Here is an 18,346-nt window from a genome sequence, read left to right as displayed (position 1 = left end):
TTTTGCATCGTTTTTTCGCCTGTACTAAGGGAGAAGTGTATATTTTTTTGTGTTAAAACTGTTGAAATAATGATTAATTATGTAAACTATCAAATTAAAAGGAGAATTAATATGTGCGGAATAGTTGGATATATTGGCGATAAAAAAGCAGTACCTGTTCTTATAAATGGATTGTCAAAGCTTGAATACAGGGGTTATGATTCAGCAGGAGTCTCTGTTAATGAGGGCGGAATTTTAAAGGTTATCAAGTGCAAGGGCAGACTTGCATGTCTGGAAGAAAAGCTTGAATCACAGAAGTTAAACGGTAATATGGGAATCGGCCATACAAGATGGGCTACTCACGGAGAGCCAAACGATGTTAATTCACATCCACACATAAGTCAGTCTGGTGAAATAGTTGTTGTCCATAACGGAATTATTGAGAACTATATGCAAATTAAAGAGTTTTTAAAAGGTCAGGGATATGTTTTTAAGTCAGAGACTGATACTGAAGTTATTGCGCATCTTGTGGAGTATTACTACGATGGAGACCTTGTAGATGCAGTAATGAAAGCTATTGATGAAATCGAAGGTTCCTATGCACTGGGAGTAATTTGCAAGGACGATGAGAATATGTTCGTATGTGCGAGAAAAGACAGTCCTTTGATTATAGGACTTGGGGAAGGCGAGAACTTCATTGCTTCAGATATTCCTGCAATTCTTGAATATACAAGAAATATTTACATTCTTGAGGATAAGGAAGTTGCTATTCTTACAAGGGACAGCGTACAGGTTTTCAATAGCCTCGGAGCTCCTGTTGATAAAGAGATTTTCAAGGTAAATTGGGATGTGGAAGCTGCTGAAAAGGGTGGCTATGAGCATTTTATGATGAAGGAAATGTATGAAGAACCAAAGGTTATTAGAGACACTATAAATCCTCGTTTAAAGGACGGAGGACTGGTTCTTGATAATGTAACTATTACTGAGGAAGATATTAACAAGCTGGATAAAATATATATTGTTGCCTGTGGAACAGCATATCATGCGGGTGTTATCGGAAAATACATTATAGAGAAGCTTTGCAGAATCCCTGTAGAAGTAGATGTTGCATCTGAGTTCCGTTACCGTGATCCTCTTATTTCTGATAAGAATATGACAATAATCATAAGCCAGTCGGGGGAAACTCTTGATACACTGTTTGCACTCCGTGAGTCAAAGAAGAGAGGAGCAAGAATTCTATCTATAGTTAATGTTATAGGCAGTTCTATTGCACGTGACTCAGACGACGTTCTGTACACATGGGCGGGGCCTGAAATTGCAGTTGCATCAACAAAAGCGTACAACACGCAGCTGACGGCTCTTTATATGGTGGCTCTGGAACTTGGACTCAAAAAGGGTACAATAACAAAAGAGGAAGCCGATACTATTTTGAATCAGCTAAAGGAGATCCCAAACGATATTGAAAAGATTCTGGAGAATAAAGAAGATATTCAGAAGTTTGCTCATCAGCATTACAATGCCAAGAGTATATTCTTTATCGGAAGAGGCCTTGATTATGCTCTCTCATTGGAAGGCTCTTTAAAGCTTAAGGAAATCTCCTACATTCACTCGGAGGCATACGCAGGTGGCGAATTAAAGCACGGAACTATAGCACTTATTGAAAAAGGAACTCTTGTTGTCTGCCCAATGACTCAGGATACCCTGTTTGATAAAATGGTAAGTAATATCCGTGAGGTTAAAGCCAGAGGTGCAGTGGTTCTAGCCATTACACAGGAAAAGCATGCAGAAGAACTGCGAAAGACAGCGGACACTGTAATTACCATACCGGACGTGGACTCATTAACTGCTCCGATTTCAGCCGTTACTCCTCTACAGCTATTTGCTTACTATATGGCAATAGAAAAGGGCTGCGATGTTGATAAGCCGAGGAATCTTGCAAAGAGTGTAACGGTGGAGTAGTGGAATGGGGTTGGTGGTGGTGATTATTTTCAGCCCTCCATCTTCTTCCCAGCCGCCCCAACCCCTTCCGTGCCAGGGAAAAAGAAAACGGATAAAAAATATAGATAAAACCCAGTAGAATTAAGGGACGAGAGGACCACGGCAGACCAGCCAAAGTTCTTCCGTCCCTTTTTAGGTACAGCCGAGGGAAGGACTATTTTAGGACATCCTGAAAGGGGCATGGTTGCAAGGTTTTAGGGACATGGACCTTAACCCTTACCCCTAAATCCTGCCTTTTTCACGGAAGAACCTTATTAGGTTGAACGGGAAAAAGAAAAAAGAAGATTTCGGCGATTTTACGGAAGAAGTGTTTTTGGACGGAAAATCAGGAGCCAGTAAAATCAGGGGTTTGGGGATAGGGGCAGGGAAGGACTTTGGTGGGTGGGAATATAGTTAGGGGTCAGAAAAAAGGGGAAAGGGTCAAAGGGCTAAAAAAGTCGGTAAAAACGGTTCTTCTATAGGGAAAATAAAGTTCTTCCATGAGGTGGGAAGGCACAAGAAAAGACTGCCATATGACGGCCAGAAAGATGGGGCCTGTGGTGGTTTGGATTCGGACTCTGTCAGATTAAGGGAGATAACTGGAGCATATGCTTAAACATATCAGAATCCATATATGTAAGCGATGTATGGCTTCAGCCATATCCTTATCGCAGCATAGAAGTAACTCCTGAATTCTCTTTATATATAAGAAATGCGGGAGTTTATTACTCTTAATGGGATTGCTATAGATATGCTTTATCTTCCAATTAGAGAATAAATGGGAAGAACAACGGTTTTATTTAATATGATGAGTGAAATTGTTATCGGCAAAAAATTCTTTATTAAAAAATAAACTTCTTCAATGTAGCAGGAAAGTTGGAGCAAAAGCCCGATGGAACTGATCCTTCTCAAGAACTACATCTGTTATTTCTTCTTCCACATATCATCCCGACTTCTAAACATTCCAAAATATTGGACAATTTCAGAAGACAGAATGTGCAGTTAGCATACGATTAATATTTACAAATAGCAATTTGTAGTAGTAAAGTATTTTGTATATATTATGGTATTTAGTGTAATATGTGGGATGTGCAAACAATAAGCAAAGGAGATGCAAAATGCTGTATTATGAGCTTTTCCAGACAAGAGAAGGGAAGATTACATATGGAGCATTATTTGTGATGACGATAGTTCTCTTTATTATTGATAAGGTTATTGAGAAAAAAAGAAATAAACTTGATGAATTATAACAGGGAGATGGAACAAATGCTGACGGATAAAATCAATGAATTGAGAGAAGAATTGAATAAACAGGTGATAAGCGGTGATGTACATAAGCAATCGATTCTGCGATTAAGCCAGAAACTGTATGCATATATTGTGGAATATCTGAAAAATAATGACTGCAAAAGAATAGGAAATAAAATTTATATAAAAAAGTAAATTACATACAGGAAAGTTATTGAATACATATAAAACAATAATTCAAAATGATGTAAGGTCTGGGAGTTTTTGATTTTGTTATCAACAAGTTATGCACAATGTGAGAGTTATCGGAACCTGTTTATTTTAAAATGTTTAAAGAAATATCCACATAACAAACAAGTAATTAATCCACAAGATAAAGACTGATATTTTACAGGAACAAATCCAGTATAAATCAAACATAAATCATGGAAAGGCAAATCGCTTGAAGTATCTGTAATAAATATCAAGCAAGTGAATTATTATGTTTCCTTCATAAAATCTTATAAAAAATCATATGAAAGGAAAAACTATTACTGATAAAAAACATGAAGGAGGAATTTAATATGGCTCTTGTACCATGGAATCCTTTTAGGGATATGGATAATATCGGCAGGGAAATGAGCAGTTTCTTTGATTTTCCCTCAAAAATATTTGGAGGCTTCTCTTCTCCCCGTGTGGATGTTTACCAGACGGAAGAGGATGTAGTTGTAAAAGCAGAAATACCTGGCGTTTCAAAGGATGATCTGAACTTATATATCGACGAGAATACTGTAAGACTTACAGGTCAGACAAAGAGGGAAAACGAACTGAAGGATGAAAATGCTTACAGGACAGAACGGTATTACGGCAGCTTTTCAAGGACAATCCCGCTGCCTGTCGAGGTAAAATCAGAACAGGCGAAAGCAGAGTATAAGGATGGTATCCTTTCAATTACAGTACCGAAGGTTGAGCCTTCAAAAATAAAGAGTAGAAAGATTGATATTCAGTAGAGCTGAATGGCAGGCAGTCTGGTGATCTTAACAGGCTGCCTTTTCAATTTAAAATAATACATGTTCATCAACATATTCACTTTGATTGTGATTGAGAAATCGGGAGATTTTTTTAAAAAAATCAAATCCTTTTGGGAATATCTTAAGCTTATCAAAAATAATCCTACCAAAATTTGAATTTTATATATTGACTTTGAAAAAAATATGATTAAAATAAAAATTGTTAGCACTCATGTTGAATGAGTGCTAATCATCGAGTAACTTTTTCTGATTTTTAATGGATAACATTAGTGATTGGTGAGAGGAGGCTTTTATTAATGACGTATCTTAATAGAGTTTTGAATAAAAATTCATTGTGACTTCTTACATAGAATAACGTAGCATCCCAATTCTTACAGGCGAAGCCTGGACTTGATTTTCAAAAAATATATAGATGAATATTAAGAGGAGACATCAAAATGTGTGGCAGCTTTTATGATGTAGGAATTTATTTTATGCTGTACTCCTTTATCGGATGGCTTCTTGAGGTTGTGTACGCTTTCCATGAGGAAAGAAGATTTGTAAATCGAGGCATTTTGGCAGGACCTATCTGTCCTATATACGGTTTTGGAACACTTTTGATTCTAAATATTGGTTCCCTCTTGAAACTCCAGAATCCAGGCTTTTTAAGCAATATCATATTCATAATTCTGCTTACCACTGCTTTGGAGTATCTGACGGGATATATACTGGAGACGTTCCTTAAGGTGAAAGCCTGGGATTACAGCAATGAATTTTGCAATATAAGAGGGCGGATTTGCCTGAAGTTTTCGATATTATGGGGACTGCTTGGGTGCTTTATCATTTATGGCTTACATCCGATAGTGGCACAGTTTATGAATGAAGTTAATGAAGATATGAAAATAATTGCCGCTTTCATGCTTCTTGGATTTATTTTAATGGACATGATAAAGGCTATTCTTCCAAGAATTGCTTCTATGAAGGAGTTAAAATCCCGTGTGAGCCTGCCTGTTCATATCTTCAAGGTGTAATTTGTTTATAAGCTGCTTAATCAAGTAGCTTTACTATAAAAAATAAGAGTAAAGGAGCTGAACAATTATGCAAGTTAAACCATTAGGAACAAGAGTTCTACTTAAAGAGGTAGAAACACAAGAGACCACAAAGAGTGGCATTGTTCTGCCCTCAAATGCAAAAGAGAAGCCGTTTGTGGCAGAAGTGGTTGAAGTCGGTCCTGGTGAAATCAAGGACGGTAGGGAAATTAAAATGCAGGTAAAAAAGGGAGATAAGGTACTCTACAGCAAGTATGCAGGGACCGAAATCAAACTGGACAGTCAGAAATACCTGATAGTACAACAGGAAGATATTTTAGCAATTGTAGAGTAAAGGAAGGTGGAAAATATGGCTGCAAAAATAATTTCGTTTGATGCGAATGCAAGAAAATCAATTGAAAATGGTGTAAATAAATTGGCAGATGCCGTAAAGGTAACACTGGGACCTAAAGGCAGAAACGTAGTATTGGAGAAAAAATTCGGTTCTCCTACGATCACAAATGACGGTGTAACTATTGCAAAAGAGATTGAATTGGAAGACCCCTACGAGAACATGGGTGCTCAACTTGTAAAGGAAGTAGCCAGCAAGACCAATGATGTTGCTGGTGACGGAACTACCACAGCAACATTGCTCGCACAGGCAATTGTCAGAGAAGGCATGAAGAACATAGCCGCAGGTGCGAACCCCATAATACTTAAAAGAGGAATAGAAAAAGCCACTGATAAGGTGGTTGAGGTTATAAAGGGAAACAGCCAGAAAATCAAAGGCAAGAATGATATGACATTTGTAGCGACTATCTCTTCTGGAGATGAAAAAATAGGCAGCCTTATTGCCGATGCAATGGAGAAGGTTACAGCAGAAGGTGTCATTACCATTGAAGAAAATAAAGCCTCGGATACAGTAATAGAGATTGTTGAAGGTATGCAGTTTGACAGGGGCTACATCTCTCCATATATGGTTACAGACAACGATAAGATGGAAGCCGTTCTGGAAGACCCGTATATCCTTATAACAGAAAAGAAGATCAACAATGTACAGGATTTGCTGCCTGCCCTTGAGCTGGTGGTAAAGAACGGCGGGAAAATGCTTTTAATCGCAGAGGATGTTGAAGGAGATGCTTTGGCAACCTTGGTAGTAAACAAATTAAGAGGCACTTTCACCTGTGTGGCCGTAAAAGCTCCAGGCTTTGGCGACAGACGAAAAGAGATGTTGCGTGATATTGCAATCCTGACGGGCGGACAGGTTGTATCCGAAGAAGTGGGCATGGACATTAAGGATATTAAGCTCGAATGGTTTGGAAAAGCAAAATCGGTAAAAGTCCAGAAAGAAAATACTATTATTGTGAGCGGTGCGGGAAGCCAGCAAGAAATAAAGGACAGGGTTGAATCCATCAAAAAGCAAATAGAGCTTACAACCTCAAGCTATGATAAGGAGAAGCTCAATGAAAGATTGGCGAAGCTGGCTGGCGGTGTAGCAGTAATCCGTGTCGGGGCTGCAACAGAAACCGAAATGAAGGAAAAGAAATACAGAATTGAGGATGCTCTCAATGCAACCAGAGCAGCTGTAGAAGAAGGAATTGTCCCTGGTGGCGGTACAGCTTATCTCAATGCAATACCAGAAGTTGGGAAATTAGTAGATACTCTTCATGGTGATGAAAAGACAGGAGCTGCGATTATATTAAGAGCTTTGGAGGAACCGCTCCGTCAAATTGCTGTCAACGCTGGTGTTGATGGTTCGGTAATTGTAGAAAAAGTGAAAAGCAGTGAAAAAGGAAAGGGCTACGATGCTGCAAAAGATGAATATGTAGATATGTTTGAAGCAGGAATTATCGACCCTGTGAAAGTGACCAGATCTGCTATCCAGAACGCAGCATCGGTGGCAGCGATGATCCTGACCACAGAAAGTGCTGTAGCTGAAAAGCCAGAGAAAAAGAAAGCTCCAGCAATGCCTGCAGGGGATATGGACTACTAAAATAAGGCTTGTGGCCTAAATAGCCTTTAGCCATATATATGGAAAAGGGAGTCAGCTTTGTCCAGCAAAGTCCCCCAAAGGCTCCCTTTCCTCAAATGATTTGTATACGGGCTGCGGAATTTCAACTCCGCAGCCTTTACTATAAAAATGTCTTTATATCATAAGCCAATTCCATTTTTGGGGGGGTGATGTAATGCGAAAGTGCTTATTATCAATAGATTGGGACTATTTTATCCATACACAGAAAGAAAATTGGGGTTCATATATAGAAAATACTAAAAATGTTATAAATTTGTGGTATAAGCGGTATATCCAGGCGAAGGCACTGGGAAAGGATATTCAAAAGTCGTTTCGGCTTTCTTCGTGTATAGACGGATTTTGGGAGAAAATCAAGGGGAATTTCATATTTGCAAAGGGAATTAAAGCCTATGTTTCCGACTCCCACGCTTTATCCTATAATATAGCAAGGAAGCAGGGGTGTAATACAGTATATCTTTTTGATGCACATGCAGACCTGGGCTATGGAGGGCTATCTTCGCTTGATTTTGAGGTTAATTGTGCCAACTGGCTTGGCAAGCTCTTAAAGGATAATTGGATTGGAGAAGCAAATATAATTTACAGCCCGTATACAGCAGAAAAGCCAGATTATTTCAAGCCGATAAATAATGCTTTCAATGTTCGTTACCCAGGTTTTAATGACCTGGACACAGGAATTGAAGTGTCGGCAGTTCATATATGCAGATCGGGTGCATGGACTCCACCCTGGCTTGATGAGCGATTTGCAAAATTTGTCGACAGTTTAGGGACTGCATATGAACTTAAGGATTGCCCAACAAGGAAGTGGGATACCACAAATATAAGCTTTTCTGACCAAATCTCCTATATGCTGGCATGATTTTGGCAATAAAGTGACTCTATGATTATTTGAAACAAAATAAAATAATTGTAACCATATGCTCAATCATGGTATGCAGAATCGTATGCTAAAGCCATATCTTTATCGCAGCATAGTAGAAACTCCCGAATTCTCTTTATATATAAGAAATGCAGGAGTTTGCTATATCCGCTATAATTGGAACGATTAAGATATATGCTTTATCATCCCATTAGGGTCGATTGTACAGAGCGGTGTTTTCATCCTTTTATGCTGGGTTTAAGGCTATACTCAAGATATGGCTTAAGATATGTTTTTGTTATGGCTTAAGCTTATCAACATAAAACATACTAAAAAAGCCTGATATATATAAAAAGCCCCAACCCAGCGGTTGAGGCTTAAAATTATGATAGTTGTTCTTCCCATTCATGGTCGTAAATTAAATCTTCAACGTAACCATCTATTGGTAGATAGTCGCCTTTTTCAAAGTCTGCAATTTCATTCAGGTCGGACACAACTGTTTCCGCATAATTATTAGCAAGAAAGTCTTCCCAATCCTCACCGTACTCTTCGGTTAATAACTCGGAGAGTTTAGGATTAACGTGTTCTGCAAAATAATCCAGGGCAGCTTTACGCAATTTTCCTTCAATGATTTCATTTGTTGCTCTTTCCTCTGGTAATAATGAAAAAGCGTATTTTTCCCAATTGCTGCCTTTGTAGTCTTCTCCTGCGGCACGTTTGATATTGCTTTCTGGATGTATGACGCTCAATGTAATATCACATAAAATACATAGCAGTGAATCAATTGTGTCATTTATATCCAGCAATGCATTCATGCTATCGAATGAAATGGATAAATCCACGGGCTCACCAGTAAGGCTATTGTACTTGTAATCGTAGGATATCCGAGTACCCAAGTTCTCGATGACATCGATTCGTGCCTCTTTCAACTTGTAATCAAGAATTTCCATGTCGTTATCAGTGATGATCTGCTTTTGGTTTAATGCAGAGATTCCAGCAAACAGAATGGCACCTATGGATTCCTTATTGTAGATCGGTTTACCATTTTGATCAACAGGAAGAATTATCTCTCCGATTTTTTCGTGGTTCAATACAGTTGTTTTTGTTTTTGCCATAGCTCAAGTCTCCTTCTTCTTCAAAATTATGATATTTAATACTACCTTTATATTACAAAGGGATATATATACTTTTCAAGTATATTGTAGAATTTAAGGATATTTAATAGTGCCTTTATGCTGCCCGACACCGTCGATAACCTGTTTGACACGCCGCATGTATCCATACAGCATCTTCGTAATTTCAAGACACAGGGCATCCAGACGCTCGTACTCTGATTGCGGGACGAAATCCTGATCATAGGCGAATTCCAGCCAGTATCGGACTTCGCCGAGACTCCCTATGGCAGTGCTAATGAAGGTCAATTCTTTTGATGGGTAGATTTGACTGTTGCCCTCTGCGATATTAGCCGCCACGGAAGTTGCAGCTCTTCGTATCTGGCTGGTGCTTTCATATCTCTCGGACGGCGGAAATTTGTCCGAGAGTTTGCATATATCATTAGCAAGTTCTTTGGCTCGCTGATATACAATCAAAGAACGGAAATCTCTTATGGTTTCATACATAATTGGCATAGCATCACACTCCACTGAAATCAAAATGTCTGGTAATGACTATATAATAGCTACAAAAAGGGTTAAAGTCTAATATCACTCAAAAAGCCCATGAACAGTGGGTTTGGTGGTATAATGAATTTTGTGGGCATTTGAGGACAAGTTTTCTTTAGAATTTAGTCGAAATGTGATAAAATTACATTTGACTATTAACGAATTTTTACATATATGAGGGGTAAATGATAATGGCGAAACTGACACTGCAAGAACTGGAAGCAAATCTCTGGAAAGCAGCAGATATTCTCCGTGGAGAGCTGAATGCTGCCCAGTATAAGGACTATATTTTTGATCTTTTATTTCTGAAACGCATGAATGATGAATTCCAGACCGAAAGAGAAACCAAGAAGCAGGAATTTCTGAAGCAGGGCATGCCTGCTGAAGAAGTAGACGAGCTGCTGGAAGATCCCCAGGTTTATGTTTCATTCTTTGTTCCAGAACGGGCTCGCTGGGACAATCTCAAAAACCTGAATCTGAATATCGGTCCTGAATTGGACAAAGCCTTCAAGGCTATTGAAGACGAGCCCAAGAATGTTGAACTGATTGGTGTTCTGACTACAACGAATTTTAACGACAAAGAACGTGTAAGTGATAAAAAGCTTTCACAGCTGCTGTTGCTCTTTGATACCATGCAGTTGGATGCTGACAATTTGGAAAGCTCTGATATGCTGGGAGATGCTTATCAGTACCTCATCAAGGAGTTTGCAGATGAAGGCGGAGCCAAGGGCGGTGAATTCTATACGCCTTCAGAGGTGGTTCAGGTACTCGTAAATATACTGAAGCCCCAGGAGGGGGATCGCATTTACGACCCGACCGTCGGCAGCGGCGGTATGCTGATTAAGAGTATCGAATACGTCCGTGACCATGGCGGCAATCCTCGGAACCTGTCTTTGTTCGGTCAGGAAATCAATTTATCAACCTGGGCAATCTGCAAAATGAATATGATATTCCATAATGCGAAGGGGGCTGACATCCGCAAGGGTGATACTATACGCAACCCGATGCATCTGGAAGGTGGTGTATTGAAGACCTTCGACAAGGTGTTGGCAAATCCGCCGTTCTCCCTGAAAAACTGGGGTCATGAAGAAGCTATGGCAGACCCGTATCATCGTTTTGTCTATGGCGTTCCGCCGCAGAGCTACGGCGATCTGGCGTTTGTGTCGCACATGGTAGCCAGCCTCAATGCAAAGGGCAAGATGGGGACGGTTGTTCCGCATGGTGTATTGTTCCGTAGTGGGGCCGAAGGGAAGATCCGTAAAGGGTTTGCAAAAGACGACCTGATAGAAGCAATAGTAGGATTGCCAAGCAATTGCTTCTATGGAGCAAGTATTCCTGCAGCTCTGATGATAATCAATAAGAATAAATCAAAGGAACGAAAGGGTAAAATCCTTTTTATCGATGCAAGCCAGGGCTTTGTAAAGAACGGGAACAAGAACAGGCTACGGGATGAGGATATTAAAGCTATCACACAAGCATTTGACGCATTTGATGACCAAGAGAAGTTCTCTGCAGTGGTGAGTCTGAATACCATCAAGGAAAATGATTATAACCTCAACATCAGCCGATATGTGGATACATCAGAGGAGGAAGAGGAAATTGACATTGAACAGGTGCTGCAGGATATTCGGGATTTGAAGATGGATATTGCGGATACGGAAGAAAAACTCAATGAATATCTTGAAGAACTGGGATTTGAGGGGATTTGATAATATATGGATAAAGATAAATTTGAAGAGAACTTTGAGGGAGAAACTCTTGAAGAAGACAATGATGTAGTAGGAGATAACTCTTTTTATATAAACGGGGCTATAACAATACCACAAGGTGCTGACTGGGAAGAATTCCTTGACGAAATGCTTCAGTGGCTTGAAAGCAAGGGAGCATGTTTTTTTGGAGGAACCAGTAAAGTTGAGGACAAGGAAGAAGCAGCACGGCAGATCTTGAAGGAGACTACGGGCATAGAGTGGGTGGATGAAAATGATTAGAGAAGGATATAAAATGACCGAACTCGGGGAGATACCGCAGGAGTGGGAAGTAAGGAAAATAGAAGATTTATATAGTGTTTTAACAGGGGCTACTCCATTAAGAGGTAAACAAGAGTATTACTTAAATGGGAATGTAGCATGGGTAAAAACATTGGACTTAAATGATAGGTACATTTACGATACTCAAGAAAAGATTACTGATTTAGCTTTAAAAGAAACGAGTTGCAAAGTCCAAGATGAGGGGACAGTACTAATTGCAATGTATGGTGGCTTCAATCAGATAGGAAGAACTGGGATTTTAAAGACCAAAGCTGCTACAAATCAGGCTATTTGTTCGCTACCACTTATAGAAGAGATATATCCAGAGTATTTAAATTATTTTCTAATTAAAAATAGGAATGTATGGAGGAACGTTGCCGCCAGTACAAGAAAGGATCCAAATATAACTAAAGGAGATGTAGAAAAGTTTAATATCATAGTACCGCCTCTTTCAGAACAATACAAAATTGCCGATATCCTTTCTACTATTGACGAGCAGATTGACAAAACCGATGCATTGATTGAAAAAACAAGGGAACTCAAAAAAGGATTGATGCAGAAGCTTCTGATAAAGGGGATTGGGCATACCGAGTTTAGGGATACGGAGATAGGGCGGATTCCTAAAGGGTGGGAAGTGAAAAAATTAGAAGAGATTGTTCAAATATGTTACGGAAAAAATCAAAAAGAAGTAGAAATTGAAGGCGGAATATACAAGATACTGGGTACAGGTGGAGTCATAGGTAATACAAACGACTATCTTTGGGATAAACCTTCGGTTCTTATTGGAAGAAAAGGAACCATTGATAAACCAATGTATATTGAGGAACCATTTTGGACTGTTGACACGCTATTTTATACGAAAGTGGATGAAGGCTATGTAGCCAAGTGGCTTTATTATTATTTAAATAAAATAGATTTAAAAAAATATAATGAAGCTACTGGTGTTCCAAGCTTGAGTGTTGCTGTTCTAAATACAATATTAATATTAGTGCCTCCATTTAAAGAACAACAAAAAATATCAAAAATTCTATCTGCTGTTGATAGTGATATAGATGTATACGAAAGCAAAAAGAATAAATTGGAAAATGCAAAAAAAGCTCTGATGAATCACTTGCTAACTGGGAAAATCCGAGTTTTGGTGCAGTAAGATAAAAAACAGATGGAGGATATAGTAATGGATTTATGTTTTACGATTGTAATCAAATGTGAAAATGGATACCAGGTATCTTATCAATTAGCTTATCAGCCCTGCCCAGTATGGATGCAGGGAGATAAGTATGTGGTAAATATGTGTGACGATGGAGTTCATTATAAAAAAGGGGCGTTTGGGAAGCTTCTCGAATTCCACAAAAAAGACCACGGGAGAGTTATTCATACAGATAAGCAGTGTTTGCTAATTTCCGATAAAAAATGGACAGAAAACACAGGATATGATGGCAATGATACTTTAAATCTAATAACTGAAGACATTGAAAGTGAAGGGTTCAGGGTTACTGCTATTCAATTTTAATTTTTCGTAAAACAGCTATGAAGTCGTAAATTCAGGAATGTGAAAGTATGAACAACCGTGGAGACATTGAGGGGGGATACACCATGGAACTTATAAATATTAAATTCGACAGGACTGAAGAAGAACAGAATGGTAAAGCGAAGTATAAAGTAGACGGCAGAGAACTGTTTGCAGAGGAAACCGTCATGTACCACTATAAGCAGAATGGATATAATGCCATCTGGAGTGAAAACAACTACTGGTGGTGCCTCCTCGGTTTGCTTTTTTGGGATGTTATTTTTGCAAAAGTTAGAGGAGCCGTTCAAATCAGCAGAGGCGGAATTGACGAAGAATTATATGTTGACTCACCAAAATTCAACGAACTTTTTCAATGGACAATAAGCACAAATGGTATGCCAGCAGACTACTTCACAGTTGATTTCTATAAAAATAGAGAAGCAATGATAAATAACCGCATAAAGGAGCTGTCGAACTCAAATGTTGAGTCGGTGCTACGACAATCTTATCAAAAGCATCATGGCCAGAATTTCAGAATGATTGAAAACTGGAACAGGTTCAGCATAGAAGAACTATGTATAGTACCAAGAATATTGCCAGGTGAGGCAGTAATTAAAATTTTGGATAGAATTCTACGGAATATTAGCGAAAATCGGTCAGGCTTGCCTGATTTGTTAGTATATAATGACTCCATCCTTTTTATGTCGGAAGTAAAGAGTGAAAAAGATAAATTGTCAGAAGGACAAAAGAATTGGATAGACTTTCTGGAATCAACGGGTATTAGAGTGGAATTGTGCCTTATAAACCATACTGAACGCCAGATCGCTAATCTCAAAAAGAAGGAGCAGGAAAGCAAGAAACTGGTAACTGTATCCTTTGGTAACTCAACAAGCAAGAAGAGGGATGAAGCTATTGAGTTTGTAAAAAACCAGCCTACATATTTTACTTCTGGTGAAGGAAAAGAACAAATTCACGGTGCGATATTTGATGTTAATGATATAGAAACTCTTTATACCATGTTGGACCTGACAAGTGGTTGGAAGAGCCAAAGGATTGAAATTGACGGCAAAGAAGTAAAATCAACCGAGTTGAGAAGCGTGCTGTGGTGCTTTAGAGAAAAGAACAAACAAGGAGCTTCTCTGGATTATTGCAAACAGGGCAGGTACGATGGTGATAAAAACAATTTCAGTTGTAGGATGGTTTCCTTGGATATAGACCGTTGGACTGAATACGGGTATATCAGTACCGATTCGGGCGATTGGATTTTTGATAAAAAAGAACTGGAGGAGTACAAAGACAGCATACTTCAAAATATAAGCTATTGTCCGCTTTTTGATCCTAAAAAGGTAGAGAAGGTGTTTGAAAAAATACCTGAAAGAATAAATCCAATTAGGGATAAAGACTGGGCATACATATCAAGTGAGCATAATGAGTGGTTCAATCATAACGGTAAATGGTATACAACATGGGGAAACACTAACTTCCCTGGGATTGCTGCTATGATTGGTGTATGCAAGATGAGTAGAAAAGAGATTAATGAGGCCATTCGGGATATAAAAGAAGAGCAGAAAATGGATAGATACCTGTCAAATAGCAGGGTTGTACCAAAGCCTCAAAAAAAATCTGGATGTTTTATTGCTACTGCTGTATATGGCGGATATGACTTGCCAGAAGTGATGACCCTTCGTAAGTTCAGGGACAAGACACTAAATAAAAATCCTTTAGGAAGGCTGTTTATCAGGATTTACTACCGCTTAAGCCCACCGCTCGCAGATTATATAAAAAACAAAGAAAAACTCCGCAAAGGTGCAAAATCCATACTTGATGTGATTGTTAAACGGCTGAATGATAGATAACAAGGATTATGATTTCGGTGGTGAGAAATATTGAAAACTTATTTAGGCAACGAAGAAATGCTGGTGGAGCTACCAGCAATACAATACATAAAAGATAAACTGGGCTATGAATTTGTGCATGGAGACAAGCTGAACCCTGAACAGGGAGAGCGGGATTCTATGACAGAAGTCATTCTTGTCAAACGGCTGGAGCGTTCTTTGAAACGCCTTAATCCATGGATGGATGAAGGCAATATCAACAAAGCAGTTAGACTTTTGGCACGCCCTGAAAATCTGGGAACCAATCTCCTGGAAATCAACGAAAAGATCTATGATGCCCTTGTGAACCTGACCTTCGCTCTGGATCAGGATCTGGATGGGAGTGGACAGAAGAAGTATCACACCGTGACGTTCATTGACTGGGAGAATCCGAGTAATAATGAATTTCTATTGACACGGCAATTCAGGATTCAGGGGCCAAATGAAAAGGCTATTCCTGACATTGTGTTGTTCGTCAACGGTATTCCAGTGGTGGTTCTTGAGTGCAAATCACCATTTCTTGAACAGAGTAAAAATGAAAAAATGGGCAAGCATGAGGCCTATGAGCAGCTCCGCCGATATATGGATGCCCGTGGTTCAGAGAAGGTCGAAGGCGTACCAAGGCTGTTCTATACCAATTTTTTTACTGGAATTTTGAACAAATACCATGCCTATGCGGGAACGATTAGCTCCAAGTATGGTCATTATGTGGAATGGAAAGATCCATATCCGTTTAAGAAGGAATCCATTGAGGATGTCGGAAACAATGGGCAGAACCTGTTCCTACAGGGATTGCTGGAAAAGAAGAATCTCCTGGATGTAATGCGGAACTTTCTGCTTTTTGAAGCCGACAGCGAAACGGGCACAAAGGTCAAGAAGCTCTGCCGTTATCAGCAGTATCGGGCGGTTAACAAGGCACTTGAACGGTTGGTTCATGGAAAGGATTCTGTCAGCCGTGGCGGCGTAGTATGGCACACACAGGGCTCTGGTAAATCGCTGACTATGGTGTTTCTTGCACGAAAAATCCGCAGAGTTGCTGAACTGATGGATGCCACCATTGTTGTAGTTACTGACCGTATCGACTTGGACAAGCAGATTTACAATACCTTTGTGCGAACACTTTCCAGCATCACGACCCCTGTCCGAGCTGAATGTGTCAGCGAGATGAAGGAGCTGCTGTCCAAGGCACAACCGCAGATTATAATGACAACCATTCATAAGTTCCAGTCCGAAAAGGAAACTTCGGAAATTATGAACGACAGCAGGCAGAGAGCCGCTCTGGTGTTTGAGAAGGAATTTCCTGTACTCACCACAAAGTCTAATGTGATTGTCCTGGCGGATGAAGCCCATCGCAGCCAGTATACAGGTATGGCTAAAAATATGAGGGATGCTCTGCCGAATGCCGCTTTTGTCGGTTTTACTGGAACTCCGATTGACAAAGAAGACAAATCGACCCCCCGTACCTTCGGGAGTTATATCGATAAATACACTATCCAGCAGGCGGTTGATGATGGGGCAACCGTCAAAATCGTTTACGAAGGCAGACGACCTGACCTGCATATTAAAGCAGATACGCTGGAAGGGCTGTTTGATCAGGCGTTTGAAGATAAGTCCGATGATGAAAAAGAAGCCATCAAACAGAAATACGCCAACAAACGGACCATCGTGGAAGCCGACAGCAGGGTGGAGGATATTGCCAAAGATATGCTTCAGCATTATAAGGATCAGATTTTCCCAAACGGTTTCAAAGCCCAGGTGGTCTGCGTGTCCCGTGACGCTTGCGTGAAATATTATAATGCCCTGAACAAGAATATGAAGGAAATCATAGGTGTGGACTTGGAGGTAAAGGTTATTTTCTCGGGGAACCTAAATGACCAGCCGCATTTGAAGGAACATTTTACGACCAAGGAAGAGCAGGACGGAATTATCAAGCGGTTCACCAAGCCTTTGGATAAGGACAAGCTGGCCTTCCTGATTGTCAAGGACATGCTGCTGACGGGTTTTGATGCCCCTATCGAGCAGGTCATGTATCTGGACAGGCCCCTTAAGGAGCATGGATTACTTCAGGCTATTGCCCGAGTGAACCGAACCTGTGGGGATAACAAAAAATGTGGCTATGTGGTGGATTATTTCGGCGTAACGGATTTCCTGGAAGAAGCTCTGGCCATTTTTGATCGTGAAGAGCTGGGTCAGCCTATGGAGTCGTTGGATTCTATATATAAACAAATGTTGTCGTACCGTGAAGCTGTTATGGCTATGTTTGTTGGCGTAGAGAAAGATGATCTGGATGCCTTGGTCAGAAAAATCGAGCCCGAGGACAAACGTGCCGAGTTCGAGCTTGCTTATAAGCGATTTGCTTCAGCCATGGAGCAGATCCTGCCTGCCCATGTTCCGACCGAGCACATTAACGACCTGCGTTGGTTGGGATATATCAGAGCAGCGGCGAAAGCCCGCTTTGAGCCAGGGAAGGAACTTGACATTGCCGATTGTGGGGAAAAGGTCAGGAAGATTATTTCGGAGCACCTTGAATCTCTGGGAGTCCGACAGTGGATTGCCCCTGTGACGCTGTTCGATTCAGACTTCTCTTCCAAAATGAAAACGCTTAAGTCCGATGAAGCCGTAGCCTCTGCTATGGAACATGCCATCAAAAATGTCATCCATGTCAAGATGGACGACAACCCTGTTTATTATACAAGTCTATTGGAAAAGCTGCAGCAGCTTCTGGAGGAAACCAAGAACAACTGGGTAGAACGAAAGAAGCAGCTTGAGGAATTTGTGAATGGGCACATGGAAAAGGGCGAGCAGTATGAAGCGAAAGCTCTGGGATTGTCTGTGGAAGAATATGCTTTCTTTGAAACCGTGAAGAAGTATTTGACTGATACGGAAGAAACATCAGCAAGCAGTGTAAAGGAAGATGCAGCAGAATACATCAGCCAAGATGTGATTGAGCTCTCGAAAGGCATTGCAAAGGATGTAGCCGATATTATCCAACAAAACTATGTTGTAGACTGGACGACTAACCTGACAAAGACAGGGGATATAGAGCGGGCAATCTATATGCTGCTAAATACGCAATACTTTAAACAAATAAAGATAAATGTCAGGAAACAGCTGGTGCAGCCGCTTTTAATGCTGGCAAAGAAGCACTATGCTGTCTTGAATTGAGGT

General features: G+C 40.1%; 17 protein-coding genes. 15 read left to right on the top strand and 2 right to left on the bottom strand.

Features of this window, described 5'->3' with window-relative positions:
* Positions 1-111 precede the first annotated feature (111 nt).
* From glmS to P0092_RS16410, 9 genes are all read left to right on the top strand, one after another.
* The gene (gene glmS, locus P0092_RS16450) at positions 112-1,938 is read left to right on the top strand and encodes a glutamine--fructose-6-phosphate transaminase (isomerizing) (protein WP_004616317.1); all 1,827 of its coding nucleotides are present in this window, start codon (positions 112-114) and stop codon (positions 1,936-1,938) included.
* 298 nt (positions 1,939-2,236) lie between these two features.
* Positions 2,237-2,374, top strand: coding sequence for a hypothetical protein (locus P0092_RS16445; protein ID WP_158498405.1), 138 nt, complete (start codon positions 2,237-2,239; stop codon positions 2,372-2,374).
* A 700-nt stretch (positions 2,375-3,074) separates the two neighbouring features.
* Positions 3,075-3,206, top strand: coding sequence for a hypothetical protein (locus tag P0092_RS16440; protein WP_004616321.1), 132 nt, complete (start codon positions 3,075-3,077; stop codon positions 3,204-3,206).
* A 16-nt stretch (positions 3,207-3,222) separates the two neighbouring features.
* Entirely contained in the window at positions 3,223-3,399 is a 177-nt protein-coding gene (locus P0092_RS16435) for an aspartyl-phosphate phosphatase Spo0E family protein (protein ID WP_004616323.1), read from the top strand.
* Positions 3,400-3,767: 368 nt separating this feature from the next.
* Entirely contained in the window at positions 3,768-4,193 is a 426-nt protein-coding gene (locus tag P0092_RS16430) for an Hsp20/alpha crystallin family protein (RefSeq protein ID WP_004616325.1), read from the top strand.
* A 458-nt stretch (positions 4,194-4,651) separates the two neighbouring features.
* Positions 4,652-5,224 carry a putative ABC transporter permease gene (locus P0092_RS16425; protein WP_004616327.1) on the top strand — a complete coding sequence of 191 codons (573 nt, stop codon included), beginning with the start codon at positions 4,652-4,654 and terminating at the stop codon, positions 5,222-5,224.
* A gap of 67 nt (positions 5,225-5,291) precedes the next feature.
* Positions 5,292-5,576, top strand: coding sequence for a co-chaperone GroES (locus P0092_RS16420; RefSeq protein ID WP_004616329.1), 285 nt, complete (start codon positions 5,292-5,294; stop codon positions 5,574-5,576).
* Positions 5,577-5,591: 15 nt separating this feature from the next.
* Positions 5,592-7,214 (top strand): chaperonin GroEL, encoded by a 1,623-nt coding sequence (gene groL, locus P0092_RS16415; protein ID WP_004616331.1) that lies wholly within the window; start codon positions 5,592-5,594, stop codon positions 7,212-7,214.
* Between the two features lie 193 nt (positions 7,215-7,407).
* Entirely contained in the window at positions 7,408-8,109 is a 702-nt protein-coding gene (locus tag P0092_RS16410; RefSeq protein ID WP_004616333.1) for a hypothetical protein, read from the top strand.
* A 383-nt stretch (positions 8,110-8,492) separates the two neighbouring features.
* Here the strand turns inward: P0092_RS16410 and P0092_RS16405 are convergent, their stop codons facing one another.
* Positions 8,493-9,224: an RNA methyltransferase gene (locus P0092_RS16405; RefSeq protein WP_004616334.1), complete on the bottom strand. Its 732-nt coding sequence runs from the start codon at positions 9,222-9,224 to the stop codon at positions 8,493-8,495.
* A gap of 93 nt (positions 9,225-9,317) precedes the next feature.
* Complete coding sequence (locus P0092_RS16400; RefSeq protein ID WP_004616335.1) at positions 9,318-9,737, bottom strand: four helix bundle protein; 420 nt, start codon at positions 9,735-9,737, stop codon at positions 9,318-9,320.
* A gap of 224 nt (positions 9,738-9,961) precedes the next feature.
* Between P0092_RS16400 and P0092_RS16395 the strand changes: the two genes are divergently transcribed.
* The 6 genes from P0092_RS16395 to P0092_RS16370 all read left to right on the top strand — a co-directional run bounded on the left by P0092_RS16395 (position 9,962) and on the right by P0092_RS16370 (position 18,343).
* Entirely contained in the window at positions 9,962-11,479 is a 1,518-nt protein-coding gene (locus tag P0092_RS16395) for a type I restriction-modification system subunit M (RefSeq protein ID WP_040758213.1), read from the top strand.
* 6 nt (positions 11,480-11,485) lie between these two features.
* Positions 11,486-11,758, top strand: a complete 273-nt coding sequence (locus tag P0092_RS16390) for a hypothetical protein (RefSeq protein WP_004616337.1) — start codon at positions 11,486-11,488, stop codon at positions 11,756-11,758.
* On the top strand, positions 11,751-12,944 hold the full coding sequence (locus P0092_RS16385) for a restriction endonuclease subunit S (RefSeq protein ID WP_004616339.1): 1,194 nt from the start codon (positions 11,751-11,753) through the stop codon (positions 12,942-12,944). Before P0092_RS16390 ends, P0092_RS16385 begins: the two co-directional genes overlap by 8 nt.
* 27 nt (positions 12,945-12,971) lie before the next feature.
* Positions 12,972-13,307: a hypothetical protein gene (locus tag P0092_RS16380; RefSeq protein ID WP_004616342.1), complete on the top strand. Its 336-nt coding sequence runs from the start codon at positions 12,972-12,974 to the stop codon at positions 13,305-13,307.
* 83 nt (positions 13,308-13,390) lie between these two features.
* Positions 13,391-15,160 carry a CFI-box-CTERM domain-containing protein gene (locus tag P0092_RS16375; RefSeq protein ID WP_040758155.1) on the top strand — a complete coding sequence of 590 codons (1,770 nt, stop codon included), beginning with the start codon at positions 13,391-13,393 and terminating at the stop codon, positions 15,158-15,160.
* 30 nt (positions 15,161-15,190) lie between these two features.
* Complete coding sequence (locus P0092_RS16370; protein ID WP_004616347.1) at positions 15,191-18,343, top strand: type I restriction endonuclease subunit R; 3,153 nt, start codon at positions 15,191-15,193, stop codon at positions 18,341-18,343.
* Positions 18,344-18,346: the final 3 nt, after the last annotated feature.

Origin of the sequence: Ruminiclostridium papyrosolvens DSM 2782 (genome assembly GCF_029318685.1) — a bacterium.
Lineage (GTDB): Bacteria > Bacillota > Clostridia > Acetivibrionales > DSM-1351 > Ruminiclostridium > Ruminiclostridium papyrosolvens.
This window is presented reverse-complemented; position numbering and strand designations above follow the sequence as displayed.

Bases quoted from the DNA above. Each gene is read 5' to 3' on its own strand.
- P0092_RS16425 (WP_004616327.1), top strand. From the start codon at position 4,652: ATGTGTGGCAGCTTTTATGATGTAGGAATTTATTTTATGCTGTACTCC.
- P0092_RS16400 (WP_004616335.1), bottom strand. From the start codon at position 9,737: ATGCCAATTATGTATGAAACCATAAGAGATTTCCGTTCTTTGATTGTA.
- P0092_RS16440 (WP_004616321.1), top strand. From the start codon at position 3,075: ATGCTGTATTATGAGCTTTTCCAGACAAGAGAAGGGAAGATTACATAT.
- P0092_RS16420 (WP_004616329.1), top strand. From the start codon at position 5,292: ATGCAAGTTAAACCATTAGGAACAAGAGTTCTACTTAAAGAGGTAGAA.
- P0092_RS16380 (WP_004616342.1), top strand. From the start codon at position 12,972: ATGGATTTATGTTTTACGATTGTAATCAAATGTGAAAATGGATACCAG.
- P0092_RS16385 (WP_004616339.1), top strand. From the start codon at position 11,751: ATGATTAGAGAAGGATATAAAATGACCGAACTCGGGGAGATACCGCAG.
- P0092_RS16430 (WP_004616325.1), top strand. From the start codon at position 3,768: ATGGCTCTTGTACCATGGAATCCTTTTAGGGATATGGATAATATCGGC.
- P0092_RS16410 (WP_004616333.1), top strand. From the start codon at position 7,408: ATGCGAAAGTGCTTATTATCAATAGATTGGGACTATTTTATCCATACA.
- P0092_RS16435 (WP_004616323.1), top strand. From the start codon at position 3,223: ATGCTGACGGATAAAATCAATGAATTGAGAGAAGAATTGAATAAACAG.
- glmS (WP_004616317.1), top strand. From the start codon at position 112: ATGTGCGGAATAGTTGGATATATTGGCGATAAAAAAGCAGTACCTGTT.
- groL (WP_004616331.1), top strand. From the start codon at position 5,592: ATGGCTGCAAAAATAATTTCGTTTGATGCGAATGCAAGAAAATCAATT.
- P0092_RS16375 (WP_040758155.1), top strand. From the start codon at position 13,391: ATGGAACTTATAAATATTAAATTCGACAGGACTGAAGAAGAACAGAAT.
- P0092_RS16405 (WP_004616334.1), bottom strand. From the start codon at position 9,224: ATGGCAAAAACAAAAACAACTGTATTGAACCACGAAAAAATCGGAGAG.
- P0092_RS16390 (WP_004616337.1), top strand. From the start codon at position 11,486: ATGGATAAAGATAAATTTGAAGAGAACTTTGAGGGAGAAACTCTTGAA.
- P0092_RS16395 (WP_040758213.1), top strand. From the start codon at position 9,962: ATGGCGAAACTGACACTGCAAGAACTGGAAGCAAATCTCTGGAAAGCA.